The organism is Flagellimonas rhodophyticola (assembly GCF_049332665.1).
Taxonomy (GTDB): domain Bacteria; phylum Bacteroidota; class Bacteroidia; order Flavobacteriales; family Flavobacteriaceae; genus Flagellimonas.
In genome coordinates this window covers 2,168,692-2,191,298 of the sequence record NZ_CP186326.1, presented here as the reverse complement: position 1 = coordinate 2,191,298, position 22,607 = coordinate 2,168,692, and the positions used below count along the sequence as shown (strand labels likewise).

General features: G+C 40.9%; 16 protein-coding genes. 2 read left to right on the top strand and 14 right to left on the bottom strand.

Annotated features, from left to right (window positions below):
* Positions 1-292 precede the first annotated feature (292 nt).
* Positions 293-640, bottom strand: coding sequence for a cupin domain-containing protein (locus tag ACOKFG_RS09875; protein WP_298793799.1), 348 nt, complete (start codon positions 638-640; stop codon positions 293-295).
* Positions 641-696: 56 nt separating this feature from the next.
* Complete coding sequence (locus ACOKFG_RS09870; RefSeq protein ID WP_422861159.1) at positions 697-2,754, bottom strand: polysaccharide lyase family 7 protein; 2,058 nt, start codon at positions 2,752-2,754, stop codon at positions 697-699.
* Between the two features lie 266 nt (positions 2,755-3,020).
* On the opposite strand from ACOKFG_RS09870, the gene ACOKFG_RS09865 reads away from it, so the two are divergent.
* Together ACOKFG_RS09865 and ACOKFG_RS09860 are read left to right on the top strand one after the other, a co-directional pair.
* Positions 3,021-3,989, top strand: coding sequence for a sugar phosphate isomerase/epimerase family protein (locus ACOKFG_RS09865; protein WP_299484921.1), 969 nt, complete (start codon positions 3,021-3,023; stop codon positions 3,987-3,989).
* Positions 3,990-4,012: 23 nt separating this feature from the next.
* A complete protein-coding gene (locus ACOKFG_RS09860) occupies positions 4,013-4,735 on the top strand; it encodes a ribonuclease activity regulator RraA (RefSeq protein WP_299484919.1) in 723 nt (240 codons plus the stop codon).
* A gap of 42 nt (positions 4,736-4,777) precedes the next feature.
* On the opposite strand, the gene ACOKFG_RS09855 is transcribed toward ACOKFG_RS09860, so the two are convergent.
* The 12 genes from ACOKFG_RS09855 to ACOKFG_RS09800 form a co-directional block, all read right to left on the bottom strand.
* Positions 4,778-5,920, bottom strand: a complete 1,143-nt coding sequence (locus ACOKFG_RS09855; RefSeq protein ID WP_299484917.1) for a type II secretion system F family protein — start codon at positions 5,918-5,920, stop codon at positions 4,778-4,780.
* Entirely contained in the window at positions 5,920-6,378 is a 459-nt protein-coding gene (locus ACOKFG_RS09850; RefSeq protein WP_299484915.1) for a type II secretion system protein, read from the bottom strand. The genes ACOKFG_RS09855 and ACOKFG_RS09850 overlap by 1 nt, the downstream gene beginning before the upstream one ends.
* Positions 6,368-6,709 carry a hypothetical protein gene (locus ACOKFG_RS09845; RefSeq protein ID WP_299484913.1) on the bottom strand — a complete coding sequence of 114 codons (342 nt, stop codon included), beginning with the start codon at positions 6,707-6,709 and terminating at the stop codon, positions 6,368-6,370. The genes ACOKFG_RS09850 and ACOKFG_RS09845 overlap by 11 nt, the downstream gene beginning before the upstream one ends.
* The gene (locus tag ACOKFG_RS09840; RefSeq protein WP_422861158.1) at positions 6,697-7,959 is read right to left on the bottom strand and encodes a hypothetical protein; all 1,263 of its coding nucleotides are present in this window, start codon (positions 7,957-7,959) and stop codon (positions 6,697-6,699) included. The genes ACOKFG_RS09845 and ACOKFG_RS09840 overlap by 13 nt, the downstream gene beginning before the upstream one ends.
* Complete coding sequence (locus ACOKFG_RS09835) at positions 7,946-8,413, bottom strand: hypothetical protein (protein ID WP_422861157.1); 468 nt, start codon at positions 8,411-8,413, stop codon at positions 7,946-7,948. The genes ACOKFG_RS09840 and ACOKFG_RS09835 overlap by 14 nt, the downstream gene beginning before the upstream one ends.
* Positions 8,410-9,105, bottom strand: coding sequence for a hypothetical protein (locus tag ACOKFG_RS09830; RefSeq protein WP_422861156.1), 696 nt, complete (start codon positions 9,103-9,105; stop codon positions 8,410-8,412). Before ACOKFG_RS09830 ends, ACOKFG_RS09835 begins: the two co-directional genes overlap by 4 nt.
* A gap of 5 nt (positions 9,106-9,110) precedes the next feature.
* On the bottom strand, positions 9,111-9,839 hold the full coding sequence (locus tag ACOKFG_RS09825; RefSeq protein ID WP_422861155.1) for a hypothetical protein: 729 nt from the start codon (positions 9,837-9,839) through the stop codon (positions 9,111-9,113).
* Positions 9,840-10,184: 345 nt separating this feature from the next.
* Positions 10,185-10,742 carry an REP-associated tyrosine transposase gene (locus ACOKFG_RS09820; RefSeq protein ID WP_422861154.1) on the bottom strand — a complete coding sequence of 186 codons (558 nt, stop codon included), beginning with the start codon at positions 10,740-10,742 and terminating at the stop codon, positions 10,185-10,187.
* Positions 10,743-10,993: 251 nt separating this feature from the next.
* Entirely contained in the window at positions 10,994-11,455 is a 462-nt protein-coding gene (locus ACOKFG_RS09815) for a hypothetical protein (protein WP_422861153.1), read from the bottom strand.
* A gap of 10 nt (positions 11,456-11,465) precedes the next feature.
* Complete coding sequence (locus tag ACOKFG_RS09810; RefSeq protein WP_422861152.1) at positions 11,466-17,147, bottom strand: DUF6443 domain-containing protein; 5,682 nt, start codon at positions 17,145-17,147, stop codon at positions 11,466-11,468.
* Between the two features lie 89 nt (positions 17,148-17,236).
* Positions 17,237-20,752 (bottom strand): hypothetical protein, encoded by a 3,516-nt coding sequence (locus ACOKFG_RS09805; protein ID WP_422861151.1) that lies wholly within the window; start codon positions 20,750-20,752, stop codon positions 17,237-17,239.
* Position 20,753: 1 nt separating this feature from the next.
* Positions 20,754-22,595 (bottom strand): DUF2341 domain-containing protein, encoded by a 1,842-nt coding sequence (locus tag ACOKFG_RS09800; protein WP_422861150.1) that lies wholly within the window; start codon positions 22,593-22,595, stop codon positions 20,754-20,756.
* Positions 22,596-22,607: the final 12 nt, after the last annotated feature.

The window sequence follows — 22,607 nt, the reverse complement described above, 5'->3', positions numbered from 1 at the left end:
CATTGTGCATTGTGATTGTAGCCCTCACTTACCGTCAACCGCCACCTACCTCTTTAAATCAAATGAATTCCGTAGTTTTGTGTTGACAAGTAACATTACGTGTATTTGTTATGTATTACTTCCCTCCAAAGAAGTGATAGCTTTAAAAGGATAGGCGTGCACCTATCCTTTTTCTTTTTTAAGTTTTCATAGTTAGTGTTTTTATTGGTGTTCCAGATTGGTTAACCAAATTGGTTTACCAAATATATGTTATTTTTTCGTTAAAAAAAGTAAAAACTTGATTTTAACACTTTTAGCTCATAAAATCCTCTCGAATTGGGCTGAATACGTCAATCAAAACCCCGGCTTCTGTGCAGATCGCTCCATGCATGGCGTGTGGAGGAATATAAAATGAATCTCCACCTTTTAAGGTTTGCGTATTACCATCTATAGTGACATCAAAACTTCCACTTTCAACATAGGTTACCTGAGAATGGTAATGTTCGTGCATTTGGCCAACGGCCCCTACTTCAAAATGAACCTTTACCAACATAATCTTATCGTCATAGCCCATAATCTTACGTTTTAGACCTTCACCTACAACCTCCCAGTCAAGGTCTTCTCCTTTTATAAATTCTTTACTTGCTCCGAATGTTTTCATATAATAGTGTTCTTATAAAATTCAAAATATAATTCTCTCAATCGTGCTATTCCGGTTTAGTTTGGCGCTACTCCTGGGCCCACGGTTCCTTCTCTAAACCATACTTCAGTGTAACAACCATTCTCATATTGCTTCGCAATATCACCTCCATAGGTCTCTGCCCCTGCGCACCAAACCCTGTTGGTTTGGGGATCTTTTCCATTGGTTTGGTTATAAGCCCCTTGTTTGAAATAACCTAACTCACCTTTGTAGGCGGTTGCTCGTTCAGTTCCATCTTGCCCAATAGGTACAAATAGTCGCTTCACCTGTTCTGGAAGATCGGATGGATTGACATAATCCGATACGATAAGATTCTTTGTGAATGTCTTTGTTTCGTGATTGTCACTTTTGAAAGTCAGGTACATGATGCCTTCATATACATTTACCTCGTAGCTAAACTCTTCTCCCAATTCAATACCATCCGATGGCTCCTCGGGATAGTCATTTTTATCTTTTCCAATAACGGACATATCATGACCCCATACCGCTCTTGAGAAATCCCATCTTTTAGAATTATCGTCACCGGCTGTATTTATTTCATAGTTCCAAAAGACGGAACCTTTTGTATGGCCAGGGAATTTTTTGTAAAATATTTTTAGAGGTTCATTTTCATGGCCTTCACCGCCATGAATTTGCCCTACCACCACAGAGTAAGATGCTGCAACCGTTGCATCACCTGAAACAGAGACCTGCATAACCTTGCATGTACCTGTCAGATTACCTCCTTCTTCAGGTGTCCATTCTCTTTTTTCATGTAACTCGGTTCTTGTATTGCTGGAATTTTTTGAGGTAACCCCTGAATTTGGTGTTTTGTAGACCACCCATCGTCGTGTACCATCAATTGCTGTGTAGAAAAAATCCTTGTCTTCGAAATCGATAAGGTTTTCCACATGCGTTCCGTCTCCCATCAGAATTTTAAACTTGTCCATAAAAGGAATTACCTCACTGGGGTATACCGATTTTGCACTTAGGCCATCATTTGCTTCAAAATACCCAGAATTGGATATAGCATCTTCCGGAATGGCGATACTTGCGGATTTAAACCAGACTTCGGCGTAATTTCCGCTTTCATATTGTTTTTGCAAATCGCCGCCATAGGTTTCCGCTCCTGAACACCATACCTTATTTACCTTAGGGTCCTTTCCGTTTGTTTGATTGTAACACCCCAGCTTGAAAAAGAGTCCTTCGTTGGCGTATGCATTTTCACGCTCTATCCCATCTTGCCCTATGGGCACAAACAAATTTTGAACCTGTTGAGGGATGTCCCCCCGTTTCGAATACTCGGAAGTAATTAAGTTCTTAGTGAATGTTTTAGTTTCATGCCCTTCACTGGTAAACGTTAGGTTCATAATGCCATCCTTAACTTCCACTTCATAGCTGAACTCTTCACCCAAAGCTATTCCATCTTCTGGTTCCGGAGGATGCGTGTTTTCATCTATGCCGACCATGGAGAAGTTATAGCCCCAAATGGGATATGAATAATCCCATCGTTTAGAATTATCATCCCCAGCGGTATTGATTTCATAATTCCAAAAGACAGAGCCCTTGGTATGACCTGGAAATTTTTTGTAAAATATTTTTAATGGTTCATTTTCATGGCCATCTGCACTATGAATCTGACCAACAACTACAGAATACGTTGCCGCAACACGGGGATCACCAGTAGTGGCCACATTCATTACTTTTAGAGTGGCCTTCATATTGGCTTCGGTTTTCGGGTACCACTTTTTTAATTGGGCCAGTTCGGTTCTGGTATTGTTTGAGGTGCCATGTGTATTGCCGGCATTGGGTGATTTAAATACTACCCAATCCGCCTTGTCGTCATTTGTGGCATAAAAGAAATTCTTGTTCTCAAAATGTGTCGCCTGACCCACATTGGAACCATCACCTAAAATTAAATTCCATTGTTGGAAAAAGGGTATGATGTCGTTTGCATAGGTCACTTCGGTTGCCTCCCCAACATTACTTGTTGCGTTCTTTTTTTTATTACCATTTCCACAACAGCTCAGCAACAAAATGACAACTGCTGCTGCTGTATAAGTGGTAAAATCCGATTTGAATATTTTAAAGTTCATATTCTTTAATGTATGGGTTATTGTTAAAGTGATTAGGTACTCAGTTAAATTTCAACGGTTGCAATGCATTCTTCGACATTCAAAACAAACCTTTCTTTATGGTGGTTTAGCATCTGGTAATTGGTAAAGGAAATTCCCATAACGGTGTAAAAGCTTATTTATTAAAATTGGTTAACCAGTTTGGTTTACCAAAAATACATATATTTGTAAGACGAGCAAATTTTTAACAATAATTCCCTCTATTCGGTATTAATTAGAACCTGATTATGCAAAAAACTAAAAAAGTGATTTCCAGAAGAAGCTTTACTAAGTTATCTACTAAAGCCGTTGCTAGTATTCCATTAATGGGATTCGGGAATACCCTTTATCCAACTGCTCCGAAATATAAAAATGAAATCGAAGTAAGTATATTTTCGAAACACTTACAATTTCTTGATTATTCAGGAATGGCGTCAGCAGCAGCGGAAATAGGGTTTGACGGATTAGATTTAACGGTAAGGCCCAAGGGTCATGTTTTACCCGAAAGAGTGGCGGACGATTTGCCAAAAGCTGTAGAGGCCATTAAAAAAAATGGCATGAAACCCAAAATGATGACCACCAATGTTTGGGGTGTAACAGACTTAACAAATAAGATGGTATTAGAAACGGCCAGTAACCTGGGATTTACACATTATCGTACTGGCTGGTTAAAATACCCTAAGGATAAAACCATCTCGGAAAGTCAAGCAGCTTATGGACGGCAGGCAAAAGAATTGGAATCGATGAATAGGGATTTGGGATTAATCGGCTGTTATCAAAATCACGCAGGAAATCATGTTGGAGCTCCCATTTGGGACCTTCCTCCCATTTTGGAAGCTACTAATAATGAGTATTTAGGAGTACAGTATGATATCAGGCATGCCGTTGTTGAAGGAGGAAGTAGTTGGGAACTTGGTTTAAGACAAATAAAACCGTTCATTAAATCCATTGTGATCAAAGACTTTAAATGGGGAAAAGTCAATGAAAAATGGAAACCCATCAATACGCCATTAGGAGAAGGTATGGTAGACTTCAACAAATACTTTTCGTTGCTCAAAACGTACAAAATCAACGTTCCGGTTTCTTTACATTTTGAATATGATTTAGGAGGTGCCGAACACGGAAACAGAAAAATAACTATCTCTAAAGAAGAGGTTTTCAAACGTATGAAGAATGATTTAAACTTTTTACGTGAAACTTGGCGACAAGCACCTTAATTTAACCCGCTATTCTCCTTCCCATGGAAAAAGACAACAGTCCTATAATAGAACAGCTAAAAAAAGTAAGCACCGCGACAGTAGCCACTTGTCTCTTTAAAAAAGGGTTAAAAAACCAGTTCATTCAAAATGTTCGTCCCTTAAAAAAAGTGACTACTACGATGGTAGGGCAAGCATATACCTTGAGATATATTCCCGCTAGAGAAGATTTAAACCCCATAGAAGTCTTTAGAAACCCCAAGCACCTTCAACGTATGGCCGTAGAGGAATGCCCAAAAGGTCATGTATTGGTTATTGATAGTCGCAAAGACTCCAGAGCTGCTTCCGCAGGCTCTATTCTAGTAACCAGACTCATGAAACGAGGTGCTAGTGGAATCGTGACTGATGGAGGTTTTCGGGATTCGGCGGAAATAGCTGAGTTAGATTTCCCTTCCTTTCATCAAAGTCCATCCGCACCAACCAATCTAACCTTGCACCAAGCTATCGCCATAAATGAACCAATAGGTTGTGGCGATGTCGCTGTATTTCCGGGTGATTATATTATTGGCGATGACGATGGAGTCATGGTAGTGCCCTCTCACCTAGCCGAAGAAGTAGCCAAAGAATGTATCCAAATGACGCTATATGAAGAATTTGTCATGGAAAAAGTAAATGGAGGTACAGCAATAATTGGTCTTTATCCCCTTACAAATGAGGATATAAAAATTGAATTTGAGCAATGGAAGAAGAAAAATCGTCGCGAGTAAGGGTTCTATTGAAATTAAAGGCCAGAAATTCCGGCTTTTCTGCTACCCAAGTACACTGCCCAGCTTAAACATGGGCAAGTACATGGCCACCAAGATTACACCAACGCATATTCCGACCACCAAAATGATCATAGGTTCCAATAAGGTGCTCAATAATTTAGATTTTTGTTGCACTTCAATACTATACTGTTGATTAAGCCGATCAAACATGAACTCGGTTTGATTGGTTTCTTCTGCTACTTTGACCATGGAAATCATTTTATTGCTAAAAACTTTATTTCCTTTAAGGCTGTTGCTTAAACTTTCCCCTTGCATTATTTTCCCAGTTACAGATTTTAAAGCATCCGTTAAGGGATAAAACTCAATCATTTTTCCCGCCAATTCAATACTGTTTAAAACGGGAACCTTTGAAGCGGTAAGCAAACTAATAGCTCTGGTGAATTGAGCCAAATACACAGATTTTATAAAGTTCCCCAAATACGGTATTCGTAAAAGCAAATAGTCCATTCGTTTTTTGAATCCGTCGTGACCAAAAAGCGCTTTTCGCAGGATTAGCATTGTTATGATAAGTAATAGCATCCACAATCCGTAGTCTTCTATAAAATCTGATACGGACACAATAAAACGGGTTATCCAAGGTAACTCCACATTGTTCTGTTTAAAAATATCTTGGAACATGGGAACCACCAATCGTAGCATAAAAATCACAACCAAAATGGCCGTTACCAAAATGATAATAGGATAAGTAAGCGCATTTACCAGATTTCTGCGTTGCTCATTCTTTTTGGCAAAAAATGACCCCAATTCCGTTGCGATGGTCGCCAAAGTTCCAGATTCTTCACCAATTTTAATGGAGTAGTATTCATATTCAGTAAACTCTTTTTTTTCTTTTATGGCTTCGGAAAAATTGGATCCAGACAATAAACTTTCACCCAAATTTTTGAACAATTCTTTTTGCTGTTCCTTCTTTTGGCCTTCTTCAATGAGCTGCAGGGCTTCTTTGAGTGTGATTCCGGCCTTGAGCAACACCGCCAATTCCGTATAAAAGTCTTCCTTTTTTTTATTGGAAAATGATTTACCCAAAAAAGTCAGTTCTCTTTCAAGCAATGGAACCTTTTCTTTTGCTTCCGCCCCACTCTTACTTTGGGCATTTGTTGTTGATATGTTCTCTAGATTAAATCCCATCAGTTCATAAAATCAGCGGCAGTATTTTTTTTGTACACAAAAATCCTTTTGGTGTCTTCTTCGTCTTTAGATAATTCAAGTGCATCAATACTCCCTCCAAATACCTCATCCCCTTCAAAATAAAGTTTTCCAAGCTGATAATCCGTATAAAATGTATCCAAATCCCGAATGATATAATCTTCATAGAAACTATAATATCTCTCCCCCATCTCATTGCTCAACTGTATGGAACCGGTTTTTTGGGAGAACATAATTTGCGAATGCGAATTAAAATCTATCCATAATGCTTGTCTCAACAAATTTCCCGTTGTTTTGTCTTCATAATTTTCCTGTATGCCGAACATCTGTCTTTGTACCAACCCTAAAATGGAAAAAGCTAGACCCACGACGATGATGGTAAGCAACAAAACAACCAACATCTCGCTTAAAGTAAATGCATGTACTTTTTTATGAACCATTGGCTTGATTTATAATTCGTTTTAAGGTTCGTGCTTTATCCCCAATTTGTTCTTTGGCTTCAATAAGCACTGTTCCATTGTTTTGATTCTCGATGCTGATACTCCAATCATTCCATTCCTCATAATAGGGAACTACCAATTTTTCCTTGGAATATAAATACTCCACCTCATCCAAATGAGTCTTTAAAGGTTGAAGGTTTCCTTTAACCTGGACGGTGAAAAGGTTGTTCAAAATAAGACTGGACAGCATAAAAATGACCACAATGAGCACGGTCGCCACCATGGTTTCCATTAAGGTCGATGCTTTTATCCTTTTTTTCAATAGAGCCATTTTGCCACTGCTTTTTCCTTGTTCAATACTAAGCCCCCGTATTGTTGGGGCAAAAATTCGGTATTTATGGTGCCTCCGAACAAATGATTTTGATATACACTCCCATTTTCCATTGCCATAAAGGCGTTAGTGGTTACGTTTCCAAAAATGTCCCCTTTCAATTCCAGATTCTTTTCACAAAATACTTCGCCATAAATCGATGTTTTCTCTGAGATAAGTATTTGTGGGAAAAATTGATTCTCCTCAGTTCGTTCAAAATAGGCAACAATGCCTTTCAATATTGTACCTGATTCAATCTCAATATTGGGCTGCCTTCGCTCCTTATGATTCGGTCTGCTTCCCCTGTCCACTACCAATGCTGATGGATATTCCAAATTGACCCTATTACCCACTTCAATTCCATTGGAAGCTATAGCCTGTAATCTTCCATTGAACCTGTCCTCTATTTCAATTTCCGGAGCGATAAGCAGTATATCTTGAAGATTGGAATCCTTACTCACAATAATTTTATTCGTCGCCAGGACCGCTATGTTACCTCTAAGGTTACAGCCGGACAATCGTAAAACATCTCCTAGGACATATTGGGTGGGTGACTCAAATGAATTGGCCAATTGCAATTTACTGGAAAACCGAATTGTGTTGCTTCCTGACATACCAAAAACTTGGGACTGCATTTGTTGGATGTATGTTCGCAACTCAGAGTCAATTGGCGGCAAGGTTTTGGTACTCTGTTTTATATTGCCGTAGACCGGTCTTGTGAACTGGTAAAACTGCCCTCGAATACTTCCAGGGCGAATACCTTGTTTGGGCAGATATGCATTTCCTGTAATCTTCGCATTACCTGCAATGACCATGGGACGGTCATTATCTTTTAGATAAAGTGCTGAAAAATCTTGGTCCATTCCCCCACCAACCAAAGCTGTTTTGGAAAATCTGTTCTTTTGGAATTGGGAAACCACCGCATATTTTTCAAAAATGCCCCAATGGGATTTAATCACTGTAGTTTTGATTCCATCTTCGTGTTTTAGGTCAATGGATACCGAATCATTCAATCGTACTTTTTGCTGCATTGCCTGCCGAAGTGCCAGATCGGTGCTTTTGATCAGGTCAATGGTCTTGGAAGTTTTTCTATCAAAAAGGGAATGCGTTTGGTGCAATAACACAAATGTCATTAGCAGCACAGCAATCACCGCTCCAATGAACAGTACAAATTGCAGTGAGCCTGCGCGTAGTTTTTTACTGCGTAGCATTTTGAAGGGGTATAGTCTTTACAATGCCCTTGTAGCGCACGCGAATGTTTTTGGAAGAACCACTCACCAAGGTAACCTCGGCTTGGGTATTGCCCTTGTACATGAGGTATTGGTTGCCAGAAATAGTCACAAAAAAGATATGGTTTTTGGTATTTTGGTCCGAGACAAGTCCGGTATAGCTAATGTCCGGTAGCTGTACCTTCGGTTTTGCAACGCGTTTGGCCCTGGATTTCTTTTTGGAAAGCGGCAAGGTTCCTAAAAACGGATCTCTATAATCTGCTAAAATGCTGAAAGTGTCTTTTTTGACCTGTTTTTTAGGTTTAAAGTTGATATTATCTGCCAACACAGGAGCTTCTGGTTCTGGTGAAATAGCACTGAACACCTTAAAGCCTATGATGCCCCAAATAAGCAGCACAGCTCCAAGTAGTATATATGTTTTGGTGTTTTTGTTCAATTGCTAATGGTAAAGTTAAAGGTAGTGCTCAAATCACTTTCGTTGCCAGCAGCGTCATAGGCTTTGACCACCCAATAAAAGGTTCCTGAGGCCAAATTGGCGTTAAAAGTTTTATTGGCCCCCAAGGCTTTGGTGGAAAGGGTCGCTAAGCTTTCATCGGAATAGATAAAGATACTGTCTCGTTCTGCAGTTCCGGGCACATCTTCACGGGTCCAAGAGAAGCTTACGGTCGCTTCACTTTGTGATGCTCCATTTGCCGGAGCAACCAATTGTGGAGTATTTGGTGGGGTCACATCCAAGTTTTCATCACCATCCACATGAAAATTGTTTAGGGTATAAGGGGTTTCATAATCACTGTTTAATGCTTTTATACGCCACGCATAGTTGCCATTGACCAGAGTCCGTTGAATTTGTGTCGCCACCCGGCTCAAACTATCCAATTCAAATATACTGTCGAGCACCAATTGTTGGGTAGTTTCAAAATTGGGAGCGGCCAACTGGAAACGATATCTTGTGGCATCTTCCACTGTATCCCAATTAAAACTAATGTCGTTACCATTGATCACTGTATTGTCCAAAGGCGCAAAAACGGTAACCGTTTGGTTGGAAATATCGGGTACTTCCAAAATATCTTCGCAGCTGTATGAAATGGCCAAAATTAGAGCAAAGAGGGTCTTAAATTTGTTCATCATTGGGGTCAGAATTTGTGGTATGCTTTATCTCCGGTTACCTTGGAGGCCTTTAGGTATGTACCCTTAGGGCATTTTTGGCCCTCAGAAACCAAGTTTTCAATAATCATATTGTGGTATTGGTCCTCACCCCAGCAAAAATGGGCATATTGGTAATCGAATACCTGTAACTCGGAGAAAAAGTATTCTTTTTCATGTTCACCATGGATTACCACCAACACAATATTATTGTACTTATCCTTTTGTAATTGAATGGCCTCTGCTTGCAAAAAACCGGGCATTTCGGTCTCGGGAACGGTAATGTTCAACCCCGTCACCATTTTATAACTATCATCATTGGAAATGTAGGAACGCAGCGCATCATGTTTGTCTTCGTTCAATAATTGGGCAAGGCCCAGTTGGTCTAACAATTGCAAGCGTAAATATTTTGGTTTATAGGGTAGTGAATCGTTATAGGAAATGGTATTGATCTTGGCGGCCTGTTGCATATGTTTTGCATAGCTGAAATAGCTCTGCCGGTTAAAGGGTATTTGCTGTACAACTACCTTTAATTCGGCCCAATCGGGTACGCCAATTTGCTCTGCGGCCGAGTACCATAAATCGCCTTTGGTCTTAATCAAGGTGCCCAGTTCGGGAAAGCTTAATTGGGCTTCTTGCTTTTGGGCTTTGTAGGTACTGCAAGCCGTTAAAAACAGTGCTCCGAAACCCAAAAATGTCAGTATTCTTATCTGCTTCATGTAGTCAACATATATACACACTAAAATACAGAAATTACGGGCTAAAATCCCCTTTTTAAAGGGATAATTTTGCTTTAAAATCGGGTTTTTATGTTAAAAGTTTTGTTGTGGAATTTACCTGCTAAAAAACCGTCAGTTCGAGTTTTTCAAAGGAAAAGTATCGAGAACAAGGTTTTTGCTTTGTTCGACCTAATTCTCGATACAATTTTTCTTGGCTTGGTCAAGAAAAACCACTCGAATTGACGATTTAAGAATTGATCGTATGTTTATTTCTCTGGCTCGTCAAAAGAACCCTCAAAAAAATCCCCCCGCTGCCGCCAGTTTGTAACTGGTGGTATTTCAAACCTAATCCAAAAAACCTATTTCGTCTATTTCCAAAACGGTAGTATCTCCGCTGAAGTTTCTAGCACTGCTGTATTTCCAGTCTTCTGGTCTGGCCACAAATCCTGATACCACTGGATTGTTATGGATATAATTCAACTCTTGTTTGATAACCGCTGAACTCCAAAGTTCAATGGGCTTGTTGTGGTGTTGCCAAAACTGATGGAAGGTTATGTTTCCTTTCTCCTTCCCAGCTTGTTCAAACATTTCAAGCATCCATTCTCTTCTACTCTCTTGTGGATTTGCTTTTATGGCTTTAATTACTTCTTTGGCAGTATGTTTTTTAAAATCCCGTAGTAAACCTGAAGGGTCGAGTTGCGAAGAACGAAAAATTAGATGTACATGGCTGGGCATAAAACAATAAGCAAAGAGTTCCATTCCTTTTTCTTTTCTGCAATAATCAACGCTTTTTGCCAATACCTCAAAGTATATTTGTCGGGTAAATACATCTATCCAATGGATGGTTGCAAAAGAAACAAAATAGACCCCTACCGGATTATGAAACTTGTAGTTTCTGCTCATACAAGAAAGATAGCTGTCCCTCTTTTTGAATATATGTTTGAATTGACCAAAAGCCGCTACCAGTTTATATTTTTGGATATCACAAAAAAAGCCACGGTTAATGCCGTGGCTTTTATCTCTACTTTTGTCTTTTCTTACACATGCTGGCCACTAGTCATAGACTAGCGGGAGCGGGGGCAGAAGCTGGCAGGATAAAACAAAAAAACCATCCCTATGGGATGGTTCGTTCACTTAAAAATTTATTTTACGGGTTAAACCCAATCATTTAATTTCCAGCCATTTTCTAAATTTTCCACCAGCAAAGTATCGTTCCAAACCCCCCAAGGAGACAACTTTTTTTGCTCTTGTGTTAATAATTCAACCGATTCCCGTTTCCAAGTTTCAGAGTCTATGATTTGCCATCCTTTATCAAACATATTCTCCGTTCTATAATATCGAGGACAAGTAAATCCTTGAGGTAAAGGAACGTTTTCAACAAAAGTTACAATCTTTTTTTTGTACGCCGCGCTTAGAGGAAAATCGATATAATAAAAATCTTCCGATAGTACTACACTTTCAATTGTTTCAGGTTTTTGCTCAAATAAACGGCTAAATACCTTGACTTTTTCAACCTCAGAGGTATCTTTAGGCACCTTTACATATTGCAAATACCCTCTGCCTTTGGACGTTTCTATTCCAAAAACATCACCTAATTCTATCTTCTTTTTTGTCATTGTAATCATCTTATTGAATTCCAACTGTTTTTAATAACTCATATCCTCTTTTTACAGCCGCAGCGTATTTAGGATTAGTCTTGGCTATACTGTTTATCTTATTAAGCAATTGACCTGTTTGACCAGGTTTCCCTCCCAATTTATAAATCTCAATCAACGCTTGTTCTACTGCACGTGCATCTGCCTTGGTTAGGTTTTTCAATAAAGGTTCTATAATAAAACCTCTAGCTCTTAAATGCTCGGCAGCTCTTCTAGCTAAATTATTGGTGATACCAACATACTTAAATCCTTTTGATCCTTTGACAAAATAAACAATATAATTAACAGCTTTCTTTTTTATCCCTCCAAGAAATGGTGATACTTCAAATTCTTGGATTTCTTTCTCATATTGAAGTATAAAGCCTTTTGGTAAAATTTCTAAAGAACTGGAAAAAAGATCGTCCATTTCTAAATATCCTCCTACTTTGTACTCTTTCCCTTTTTGCTCTTTACCAATAACATTTTCTGCACTTCTCTCATTTAGATAAATATTATCATCACCATCATCTTTATAATCAATAATTTTCCCTGTGCTGTCCACAACGGTGGAAGTGATATGTTGTGGGCCAAAATCATTTATAGGGTCAAAGTTATTTCCTACGTTCATATTTCCAATACCTATAGGCATCATCCCATCGGGGTCCATAAAATAGATAGGATTATTGAAGGCATGGGCATAGGGTGAGATTCGTCTCATCTCTTCCGTCAACGGATCGATGTTCCACCAACGGATGCCCCAAGGATCGTATGTCCTCGCCCCGAAGTCGTAGGTTCCCATGGCACCGTTCAGGCTCTCGTCAAGTTCCTTGTTCCCGAACTTCCAACGTTGGGCCACATCGTTCCCAAGGGAGGTGTCACCGCCCATGTTGTAGCCCCGCATCTTCCCACCATAGGGGTAATAGTTGTTTTCCTCGATGATGGTGGGCTGCCCCAAATTGCTGGGATCTTCAGTATAACTAAGGCGAACATTGTCCACGTGGTCAAGGTATTGGTAAACATATCTCCAACCGCTTCCATCGGGCATTACATACCCTTCAGAATGTGGAAAGAATTGTAATATACCCCCCTCGTACACATGCCCATTGGCATACTCAGTGACCGTACCGTTGCTGGCCGTTTTCTTGAGCTTGGTGCCATCGGCCGCATAGACCATCGCTATGTTGCCCGTGGCCCCGAAGTCCACCAAGGTGGGCATGTTCAGGTGGTTGTACGCTATCAAGGTGATGCCCTTGTTACGATCGACCTCCAAATTTCCGTTTGGATCATATTCAAAGTCATCGTTGGAGTTCGTACCATCTTTGAACCCGTAGGTATCATCACCACTGTCGTTGATGCGCAATACCTTGTTGCCGCTGTCATAGACATAGCCCAGAACGTCCATGTTGCCGAAGTTCGTGCCCCCACTGTTCAAGTGGCCCTTTCGTGCAAGGCCCGTGACATTTCCGTTCTTGTCATAGGTGACGGGGGTTGTCAGGTTCCCCGAGCCGTCATAGACCCCGAGGTTGTAATTCCCTACGTTGTCCCTTGCCCCAATCAGCCTGTTCAGGGCATCGAAGTCATATCGATACCATTTCAGGGAGCTGTCGGTGTTCGCAGTCCTCCACTCAGTCTCAGAGATGTTCCCATTGAACAATGCTGTCGCTCCATGAACAGGGTCGTTATAGCTTATCCCAAAATTAAAGAGGTCGTTGTCGGCATTGGCATCTTGATTAATGCTTTTTAACCACCCCCTGACATTATAGGTATAGTCCACCTCTTGTAAAGGTGAAGTCTCCGTATTTCCAACTTTCTTTTTCACCAATTGGCCGAGTTCGTCGTACTCGTTATGGGCAATCAACTCCTCTTGTCCACCATTGCCTGTTACCGCTAAAGTAACACCACTACCACCGGATCCAGGTAAAATGGTCGTGGTAGGCTCTATTACTATACTTTCCTGTCCAAAACTATCGATGTCCACAGTAACATTCTCAAGTACCAAATTCACTTCGGTGGCACCTTCGCAAGTATCGCCCAGGGTATCGTCTCCCGCACATTGGGTCTGTTTTAGTAGTCTACCCATATGATCATACTTAAAATTATCCAGGGTCACAATGGTATTACTGTTACGGATATGCGTACTTTTTACTTTTAAAGGCTTGCCTATGAAGTCAAGCAAGATTTCTGCAATATCTTCGGTCCCAAGATATTCGTTTTCACTGTAGGTATAAATGGGTCGGCCTTTGGCATCGTAACGGGTAATCGTGGTGATCCATTGGGCGGGGGTTACGTCCAAGACCTTTATTTTGCTCCCAGTTGCCAACCCTCGGGTTCGGCTATCTACTGCTTGCCCAAATACTGAGCTTGGAGCGCTTCTTGGGGATTGGGGAGCCCAGTCGTAATAGTCATAATAGTTTATGGTCAACACCTCTGAGAGGTCCACAATCCTGCCCTGCAAACTATTGTTTGGATAGGTATCATTATCATAAAAAATATTCACCTCTTCCGTAAACGAGGAATTTTGATCGGTATCGTAATAGGTCACCCATTGCTGTGAGACCCCATCCACCTCATTTTGAATACTTGTTCGAGTGGCTCCCTGTGTGCCAACGGCTATACCGGAATAAGCCACCCTGCCAAAGGCATCATATTTGGTAAAGAGCCATTCATCAGAGTTTGCATCCTTCGCCCTCTGGTTACCGTCCTGTGTCAATATGGGAAGATCCAATTTATTGTAGACGATATACTCCCAGTCTTTACCCGGTATTTTTTTCTCCACCAAACGATTTCGGTAATCGTATACATATTGATAGCCCAATTCATATAGATTCGTATTGATATTGGCCAAGGTTGCCGAGCTGGCATCCATTTTTGGCGGCAGTACATAAGATAGGTTCCCATAATCATCATAAATGTAATAGGTGTCATGTGCCTCGACTACGCTCGGCGATCCGATTTCGGCGTAGGTGCGTTTGAGCACCACTTGACCACGCTTATTGGTAAACTCTTCGGTAGTATGCAAGTTGGATGCGGTACCATCATGGTTTTCGTCTTTAGTAATATTTTTGTAGAGCTGTCCAACTTTGTAATCTCCCGACGTTTGCAGTGAGGGGACAAAGGTTAAGACCCCATCGGTTGTACTCTCCACAAGATCTACGGTAAAGAGTGCCACCTGATCTGTAGTCTGATTGACATCATAACCGAATTCTATTTCATGCCCAGCATCCATTGCCCAGTCGTTACCTGGGGCCGCCTGCCTTTCCACCCTATTCAAAGGTGAATCATCAAAGTCTTTCTCTGCATACGGATTTTGCGTATTATCGTATTTGGAGGTATCATAATAGCTCAAAATAGAAGTTTCCATGCTACTTTTAACCGAACCAAAGGTTCCCGGAAGGGCAGCATAGGGAAGCCATTCCTGGGCCATACGACCATAACCGTCGTATTTCATCATATTCACGACATCTTTCTTAGTACCGTTGACCGAGGGAGCTTGCTCCAAGGCAATTTCTTGCCCTGGCCTACCGATATCATCGTAATATATGATGTTCTGTATAACTGCTTCAGAGGAGGTAAAGAAGTCGAAGCCATTATTTTGGTTCACATTGTACAAATTGGCCATTTCAAGGGAATCCTTTTGATATGCTCGTCGATATACGTAATTGTCTCCCGAAATATCTACAACTGGATTGTTTTCCGCACATGGATTACCCGGAGCTGTAATGCTTATGCTAACGGATGCTGGCGAAGAACAATTTCCATTTCGTGCCGTTACGGTGTAACTATTTGCGGGACCGGTTATGGTGTTCCCGACAATTTCTACACCTTCAGCCGGTGATACTATGTAATCATACCCGACAATATGATTGGTTATAGTAATACTACCTAGGCCCGTAGCACAAATCGGTTGGGAAGCAATTTCTACTGTAGGTTGCTCCAGAGTATTGGAGTTGTTGAATACATCTTTTTGCGCAGATGGTGACACACATCCCATATAAGTGGCCGTAACTGTATAACTACCTTCCGGAGCGGTAACTTCTGCCTCTACCCGGGTAACATTTATTGACGGGTTAAAAGAGTACTGATAGTTTGCATTATAATTTTGAATATATAAGGTTCCCAAGGTATCAGAGCAGTCGTCAAAGGTTACATTACCAAGTATGGGGGGAGAAGGAGCGGAAGCGGAAGCATTGATTGTGTTAGCATCAGAATAGTCCGAATAACAGCCATCAATTAATTGTCGTCTCACCCTATATACCCCGGGAGGAGCCGTCACCAGCCCAGAGCCAGATATAGTGGCACTAGGCGAATCCACTTCGTAATTGTAAGTAGACGTATCGTATGCTGTTATAGTGAAACTTCCGTTGGGTTCTGCACAATTCGGTTGGTTAACCGTACCTAAAGAAGGTTTTGAAGGAACTGGGGGTGCTGGCCCAATGGTTATACTATTCGTACTTTGCACAGTGCACCCTCCATCAATGGAAACTGAAACCGTATAAACACCTGGTGACCCACTGACCGTGCCATCGGATGCAATAGTAGCTGACGGACTTGGGGTATAAGTGTACGAAGATAAGTTAACATAGTTGGTAATTTGAAAAGTTCCCGAACCACTGCCACAAGCAGGTGCTGTGGCATTTACCAATATAGGGGGGGAAGGTGAACTGGGAGGATTATTGACTGTCCTAGCATCAGAATAATCGGAATAACAGCCATTGATTAATTGTCGCCTCACCCTATAAACTCCCGCAGGCGCCGTGACCAACCCAGAACTAGATATAGTGGCACTGGGCGAATCCACTTCGTAATTGTAAGTAGATGTGTTATAACCAGCTATGGTAAAACTTCCTGTACTATCTCCACAATTCGGTTGGGTTACAGAACCCAAAGAAGGTTTTGAAGGAACCGTGGGTGCTGGCCCAATGGTAGCACTATTGTTACTTTGAACTATGCATCCACCATCGATTGAAACCGAAACTGTATAGACACCTGGTGATCCACTTACAATCCCGCTGGAGTCAACACTTGCCGACGGGCTGAATGTGTAATTGTAGGAAGATGAGTTTACATAGTTTATAATCTGAAAAGTCCCTGTGCCACTGCCGCAAACAGGATCTGTAGCATTCCCTAATATGGGTGCGGCAGGCGAATTGGGTGGGTTGTTGACCAACCTATATGCAGAATAGAGGGAAGTGGCTCCGCCATTGGAAGCTTGTACACGATAGTTACCCGGCGGAGCGGTAATATTAGCCCCATTCCTCACAGCCCCGGCAGGGGTGATTGTATAACTATAGCTTCCACTATAGTTTAAAATGGTGAAACTACCTGTGGTTTCTCCACACCCGGGCTGTGTCACAGCACTAAGCGTTGGCGTTGGAACGTTAATGACATTTACAGAAGTTTCAACAGTCCAATATACCTGTCCAAATGAGTTGGTGACCTTGGCCCGTACGTATGATCCCGCAGCTGTGCTGTTGAAGGTTATTGATGCACTGGAACCGAAACCAGAGTTAACCGTTCCGTTACTTGACGTAAACCATTCAACGGCCGAAACTGATCCGGAAGCTCCTGAATTGGGGACCACATTATATACAGCAGAATTGTTAACGATAACCTGGGATGGCACCTGTATTGAATATTGCGCGCTCAATGATATTGCACTCAATGCAAATATCATAATACATGATTTTAAGCTAGTTGATTGAAAAATAAATTTCATAATATCTTGATGTTATTTCGTTTGGCAACTTGTTTAACTATAACCCATTAATTTGGGTTTTGACACGGATTCGGTTGACAATTCAACTGATAGTCTTGATTGCTGAATTCAATTGATTTTGTTTGGCTTCCACTTGTTACAACCACCTTCATGTATTTTCTCTCATCGCAGCAGATTAACCAATTATATCCATTGGTCGAAGAAACCTTGGTGTGGTAGACCACCTCATTCTTGCTTGGACCTTCACCCAGATACCATGAATATTCATAATTACCTACTCCACCACTTGGTTGAACGGTCATATCCACATATTGATCACTGGAACCAAGAACATTTATCCCACCTAAGACAAGGGTATCAAAACACTCTGATATTGTCTGTTGTGGATAAAGCGAAACATTTGTAAACTGATAGGAATAATCTTCAAGTAAATTGTTGTCCTCATCTCTAATGGCGGACAAGCGATTATAGGGGTCGTATTCATATTTGGTCTTGTATCCACGTTCGTCTTCAATTGAAACAGGACCTACGAGCGGGTCATGATCATAAAAAGTGATAAGGGTGTTGGACATACTTGAATTGTTCCGCAGGGTATCTTTTTGAGCAGAAGACAAAGTGGAATTTTGTAAGTCAAAATTCACACCAAAACCTGGAAGTGCTTCAATTTGGGAATAATTCACATTGTTCAACTTCGCCACCATATATTCCCCATCATAACCCCAAATCGCGGAGATTGGATTACCATTTGCTTCGCTGTACTCAGTCAGATTTCCGTTTAAGTCATATCTTTCGTATTTCACCCTATTTTCCATCTGTCCAAGTGATGAATCGGTCTTTCCGAAATAAACACCCTCTGGCTTGGTAAATTGGTTTCCGTTAAATTTTTTGTATTTGGTGAGCTGATGGCCAATCAGATTATCATTTTCGAAGTATCGGGTATAAACCGGCCGGCTTATTTGGTTCCTTGCCTCCAAATCTTCAACAATGGAAACATCACTAACGCCAAATTCTGTGCTATATGGATAATAGAATTCGGTTCGTGCTTTTATAGGTATTTCTTCTATTCCATTTCCTGTATTAACATCCTCAATTTCGGATGTTGTTTTTTCCGAAGACTTCAGACGAGATTTATTATTGTATTGATTAAATGTTGTGTTAACTAATTTTCTACTTCCATCTAAAATTTCGGTGATTGTATCCCGGGAAACCAAGGCCACATATTTTTTAGGGGCAAAAGAATAGTAATCCGACACAAACGACGCAGTTGCATTAATATTGAATCCGTTCTGAGAGCTACCATAAAACACCTTCCAGCCCAGAGGCAAATTCGGGTAATTCGGATATTCATAGGAGTTTACCACGGTTCTTTTGGCGTTTCCACTTCGATCAAACGTTTCCTGTTTTAACATTCGACCGTTTGCATCTTCATAATTGATGGGAGGCGTTTCAACAATAAACTTGATACCATTGGCATCTTCCTTCAACGATTCATTCGGTTTGTTAATGAAGTGCGTAACGGTCCTCCCAATATTGACATTGCCATTAATATTTTCATGAATCTCCTCAACTCTCCCGTAGCCTAAATGGGATCCCAGTGCGGAGCCATTGGTTGAGAACAAATTACCACTGCTTACAATTATATTTGAGTGTAGAACGCCTACAGTGGGTATCTCAAGAAGTGTCCTGTAATGATGCAATCCATCCATTAATCTGCCAGAAGAAATAATATCTCCATTCGATGCTATCTCGTCATATTTGTAGGATTTGCGTAGCAAAGGATTACCTGAAGCATCTGTATTGACTACTGATTTTATGCGCAACCCTCCGACAGGAACTATTTTGTAATTAGGATTGTTGGTTCCCGATTTTGGGTAACCTGCTTCAATGTTATGGTTTAAGAGGTAAGGAAAATTAAAATCGTCTACGGTAAGTTGTGTAGAGGTGAGGTCTAAAGTAACCATGTTGGACTCGTACTCAAATTGAGCTATGCCTCCTGTTGGAAACCTAATCTCTTGCAAAGTACCAATTAATCCATGTTCAAAACTACTTCCCTTGGTCGCCCCAACCAATTCTCCATTACCATTGATTAAATCCGGAGTTTCCAAGAGACAAACATTTGCATCATACTTAACTGAAGGTGTTCTGCGAACATTAGAAACACCATTGTAGAATCCCCAAAAATCAGTTGACTTTGAGTGTTTTTCGGGTAAGGCATCATCACATTTGTATTTAAATGCATATTGTTGATCTTGAAGTTTAAATCCATCTAGTTTTAGTCGAAGGAAACTTTTAGCGTCTACATCGGAACTTTTATATGCATTGAAATACGATTGTTGAAAATCAACCTTTCTTATTGACTTGTTTGTTGAAGAAAAAAGTTCAACTGTAGTAAGTCTTTTTGGAATTGGATCAAAATTCTGTCCGTATCCATTGAAACCAGCTAATAAACTTGTAGAATAAGCAAAAAGATCGTCTCGAGATGCTGTTGTAAAAACCAGCTTATTCCCCGTGGATGAATGGACAATTTCCGATAGTATCATTGACTCTTGGATGGTCCTAGTTGCAATGACCTCATCAAAGGACCCAAATTTCCAACCCGTCCCGACATTATTACTGCCCTCTGCACTTCCACAGGCCGTAACTTTTGTGGTAGAATGGTATATAGGATGACTCACCGTTACATTTGGTGTATCGTCTATTTCATACTCATATTTAAAGTCAAGTACCTCTCCATCCGGAGAAATGATTTGATCCGCGTACCAGGCTGTTGGCACAAAGTTTTCTTGGCTTGCATTAAAAGTCGTATCCTGTTGTCCTGTGATTGAATTAGCTTCATATTCACTTAATATACTTCCAGCCGTTTGAGACCAGGTGGTACCATATTCCACATGGGTGAATTTATATACATAACCGTCCTCATCAATTATATCAAAATGTTGTACAAATTCTGATGTCCCAGCTCCATCATAATAGTCTATCTGCGCATTGCTATCATTCAATATGAGCGCTTGAATTGTCCCTGTGCTGGCCTCTTGTGTTAATTGGAATTTAACAGTTGATCCGATTAAATTAGCGACAAACACATCGGGTTGGGTATCTGGTTCCGTATACGCCCCTGGGTAATTGCCGTTATTTATCCAATTGCGATAAACATCAAATTCAGTTTCATCAACGGGTAACTTGGGTTCATAACAAAAACCTCTAAAATGATTCGGAGGTTTATTTCCAATATCGCTTTTCTGATTGATTTGATGGGTGATAACCGGTATTCCACTTAAATTCCAACCCAATCCAATCCAAGATGCTTCCTGCCCAACTCGAACTCCACCAGTGTCATAGGTCAACGTAAAGGGTAATTCCTTCCCGTCTAGGTTCATACTAAAGATTGGAAAACTTACCTGAGCTTTTCCGGTATACGGATTTAATGGCGTCAGTCCAAACTTCGATATTTCAAACGAAGTCGGGTTCATTACTGAGAATTCTTGTCGTTTGGTATAGGTTTGAGCTGCTGATTCAATACTTACGAGAAGAATAACAACCAATATGTTTTTTGCTTTTCTCATTTTATTTTTGGGATAGTTCATTATTGATTTTTTCTAGTTTCTGAATTCTAATATTTTGTTGTAGGAGATGAAGGGTTAACTCTTCAATCTTCTCTAATAAGAGTTTGTTCATCTCACCAAGCTCAATACCATTTGTTTTGACTTCATCTGCGGATGGAATTTTGGGCAGACGCCCTTTCTCCTTAATATGTTTTTGGATTTCCTCTAATGTGGGCAAATCATACCCCTCTTTGAAGACATAATCTGGCCAATTGCTTGATAGTTGTACCTTAACTTCCTCTGTTATGAGCTTACCATCAATGGCCATTTTATAGCCTGTGGGAACTGTACTGGTCCCGATGGCCACATCCCCAGTATAACTGGCAACGGAATTCGATTCCGACCAAACGGAACCTCCGGAGCTTCCACCTCCAGAGCTGGAATCAGTTGTTACAGAAACCGAATTGCTAGCAGCACTCTCGTTTCCTGCAGCATCCAAGGCGGTTGCTGTGAAGTTGTATGCGGTGCTGGCCGTAAGCCCTGTCACTTGGTACGTATTCACATTCCCCAGAGTGGTTTCCAAAGCTCCATCTTTGAAAATCTTATATCCAGTTACACCGATATTGTCGGTGGCACCGCTCCAGGACAGATCAGCAGTGGTATCAGTTTGAACAGTGCTTGAAAGAGTTGGGGATGTTGGAGATTGAGTGTCACCACCCCCTCCACCAGAAACACTTTCGGGGGTTCCGGCGAAAGCAAACGTGGAAGGGTTTAATTGGTTGTTGTACTCGGTAGTCAACCAACCTGTACTTCTACTTACACTATCTACTCTAAGTTCATCAATCCAACCTGGAAAATAGGCCGCATCGCCCTCAGAACCAACGTGATCAAATGCACCACCATCCAAGGCTTGGGTATTGCTGACATTGGACACAGTATTAATAAATTGCTCGATATCCCCATTCGTAGCAACGAAGTCATATCGTGTGGTTGTGTTCGGAACAACGCTTCCAGCGGCTGTAAATTCTTGGCCACCATCATAGAAAATAGCACGATTACCTCCGTCTGATGTAGTCCAAAAACCATCCCACGGAGATTTATTGGTTAAAATTCCAGAGTAAGTATGACTTGCAGCAGGTTGATCCCAATTAAACCAGACAGAAAAGGTAAAAGAAGTGTTATATGTAAGATTACCACTTATCAACATTTGGTCGTTGATACCATCAAACTCGATGGCATTGCCAACAACTCCAGACTTCACATCCCAATGATCCATAAATCCAGTGCTATTAAGTCCATGTCCATTGCCGGTAACATCGGGTATAGTTCCGGAAGGATCAGTTTCCATGTGCCATACAGCACTGTAACCTGACCACACAGATTCACTGCCAAAAGTTGAATTGGACGCTGGTTGAGCTTCACCAGATTTGTTATACCAAATGTAAATTGTGGTATCCGCACTTGTAGACAAACTAGGAACTTTTACCCAAATTTGACACCTTCTATCGGCAGATGTAGTACTGCTCACAAATTCCACTACCTCTATCGCTAATTGGTTGTTACCATTTGCGTCGCTTGAAAAACGGATGTCACCACCCCCGTTCAGAGCGGAGTTAGCGCCTCCATCTACAATTTCATTATTAAGATGGTCAAGTGTTATCAGAACTGGGAAGTTAGTTAGGTCCGTAGATCCCGCCACCTGGACAGCCTGAATAGTGATGGCCTGTTTACGGTTCCAACCAGGAAACATATACATCTCCTCTGATGTGTCCTTTTTTTTTGTTTTGATTTTTGCATTAGCACTTACCATATTTCCCGATAGGGCAAAAAGGATAATGAAACTGAACAAAGTCGTCTTTTCCATGTCTTTTACTTA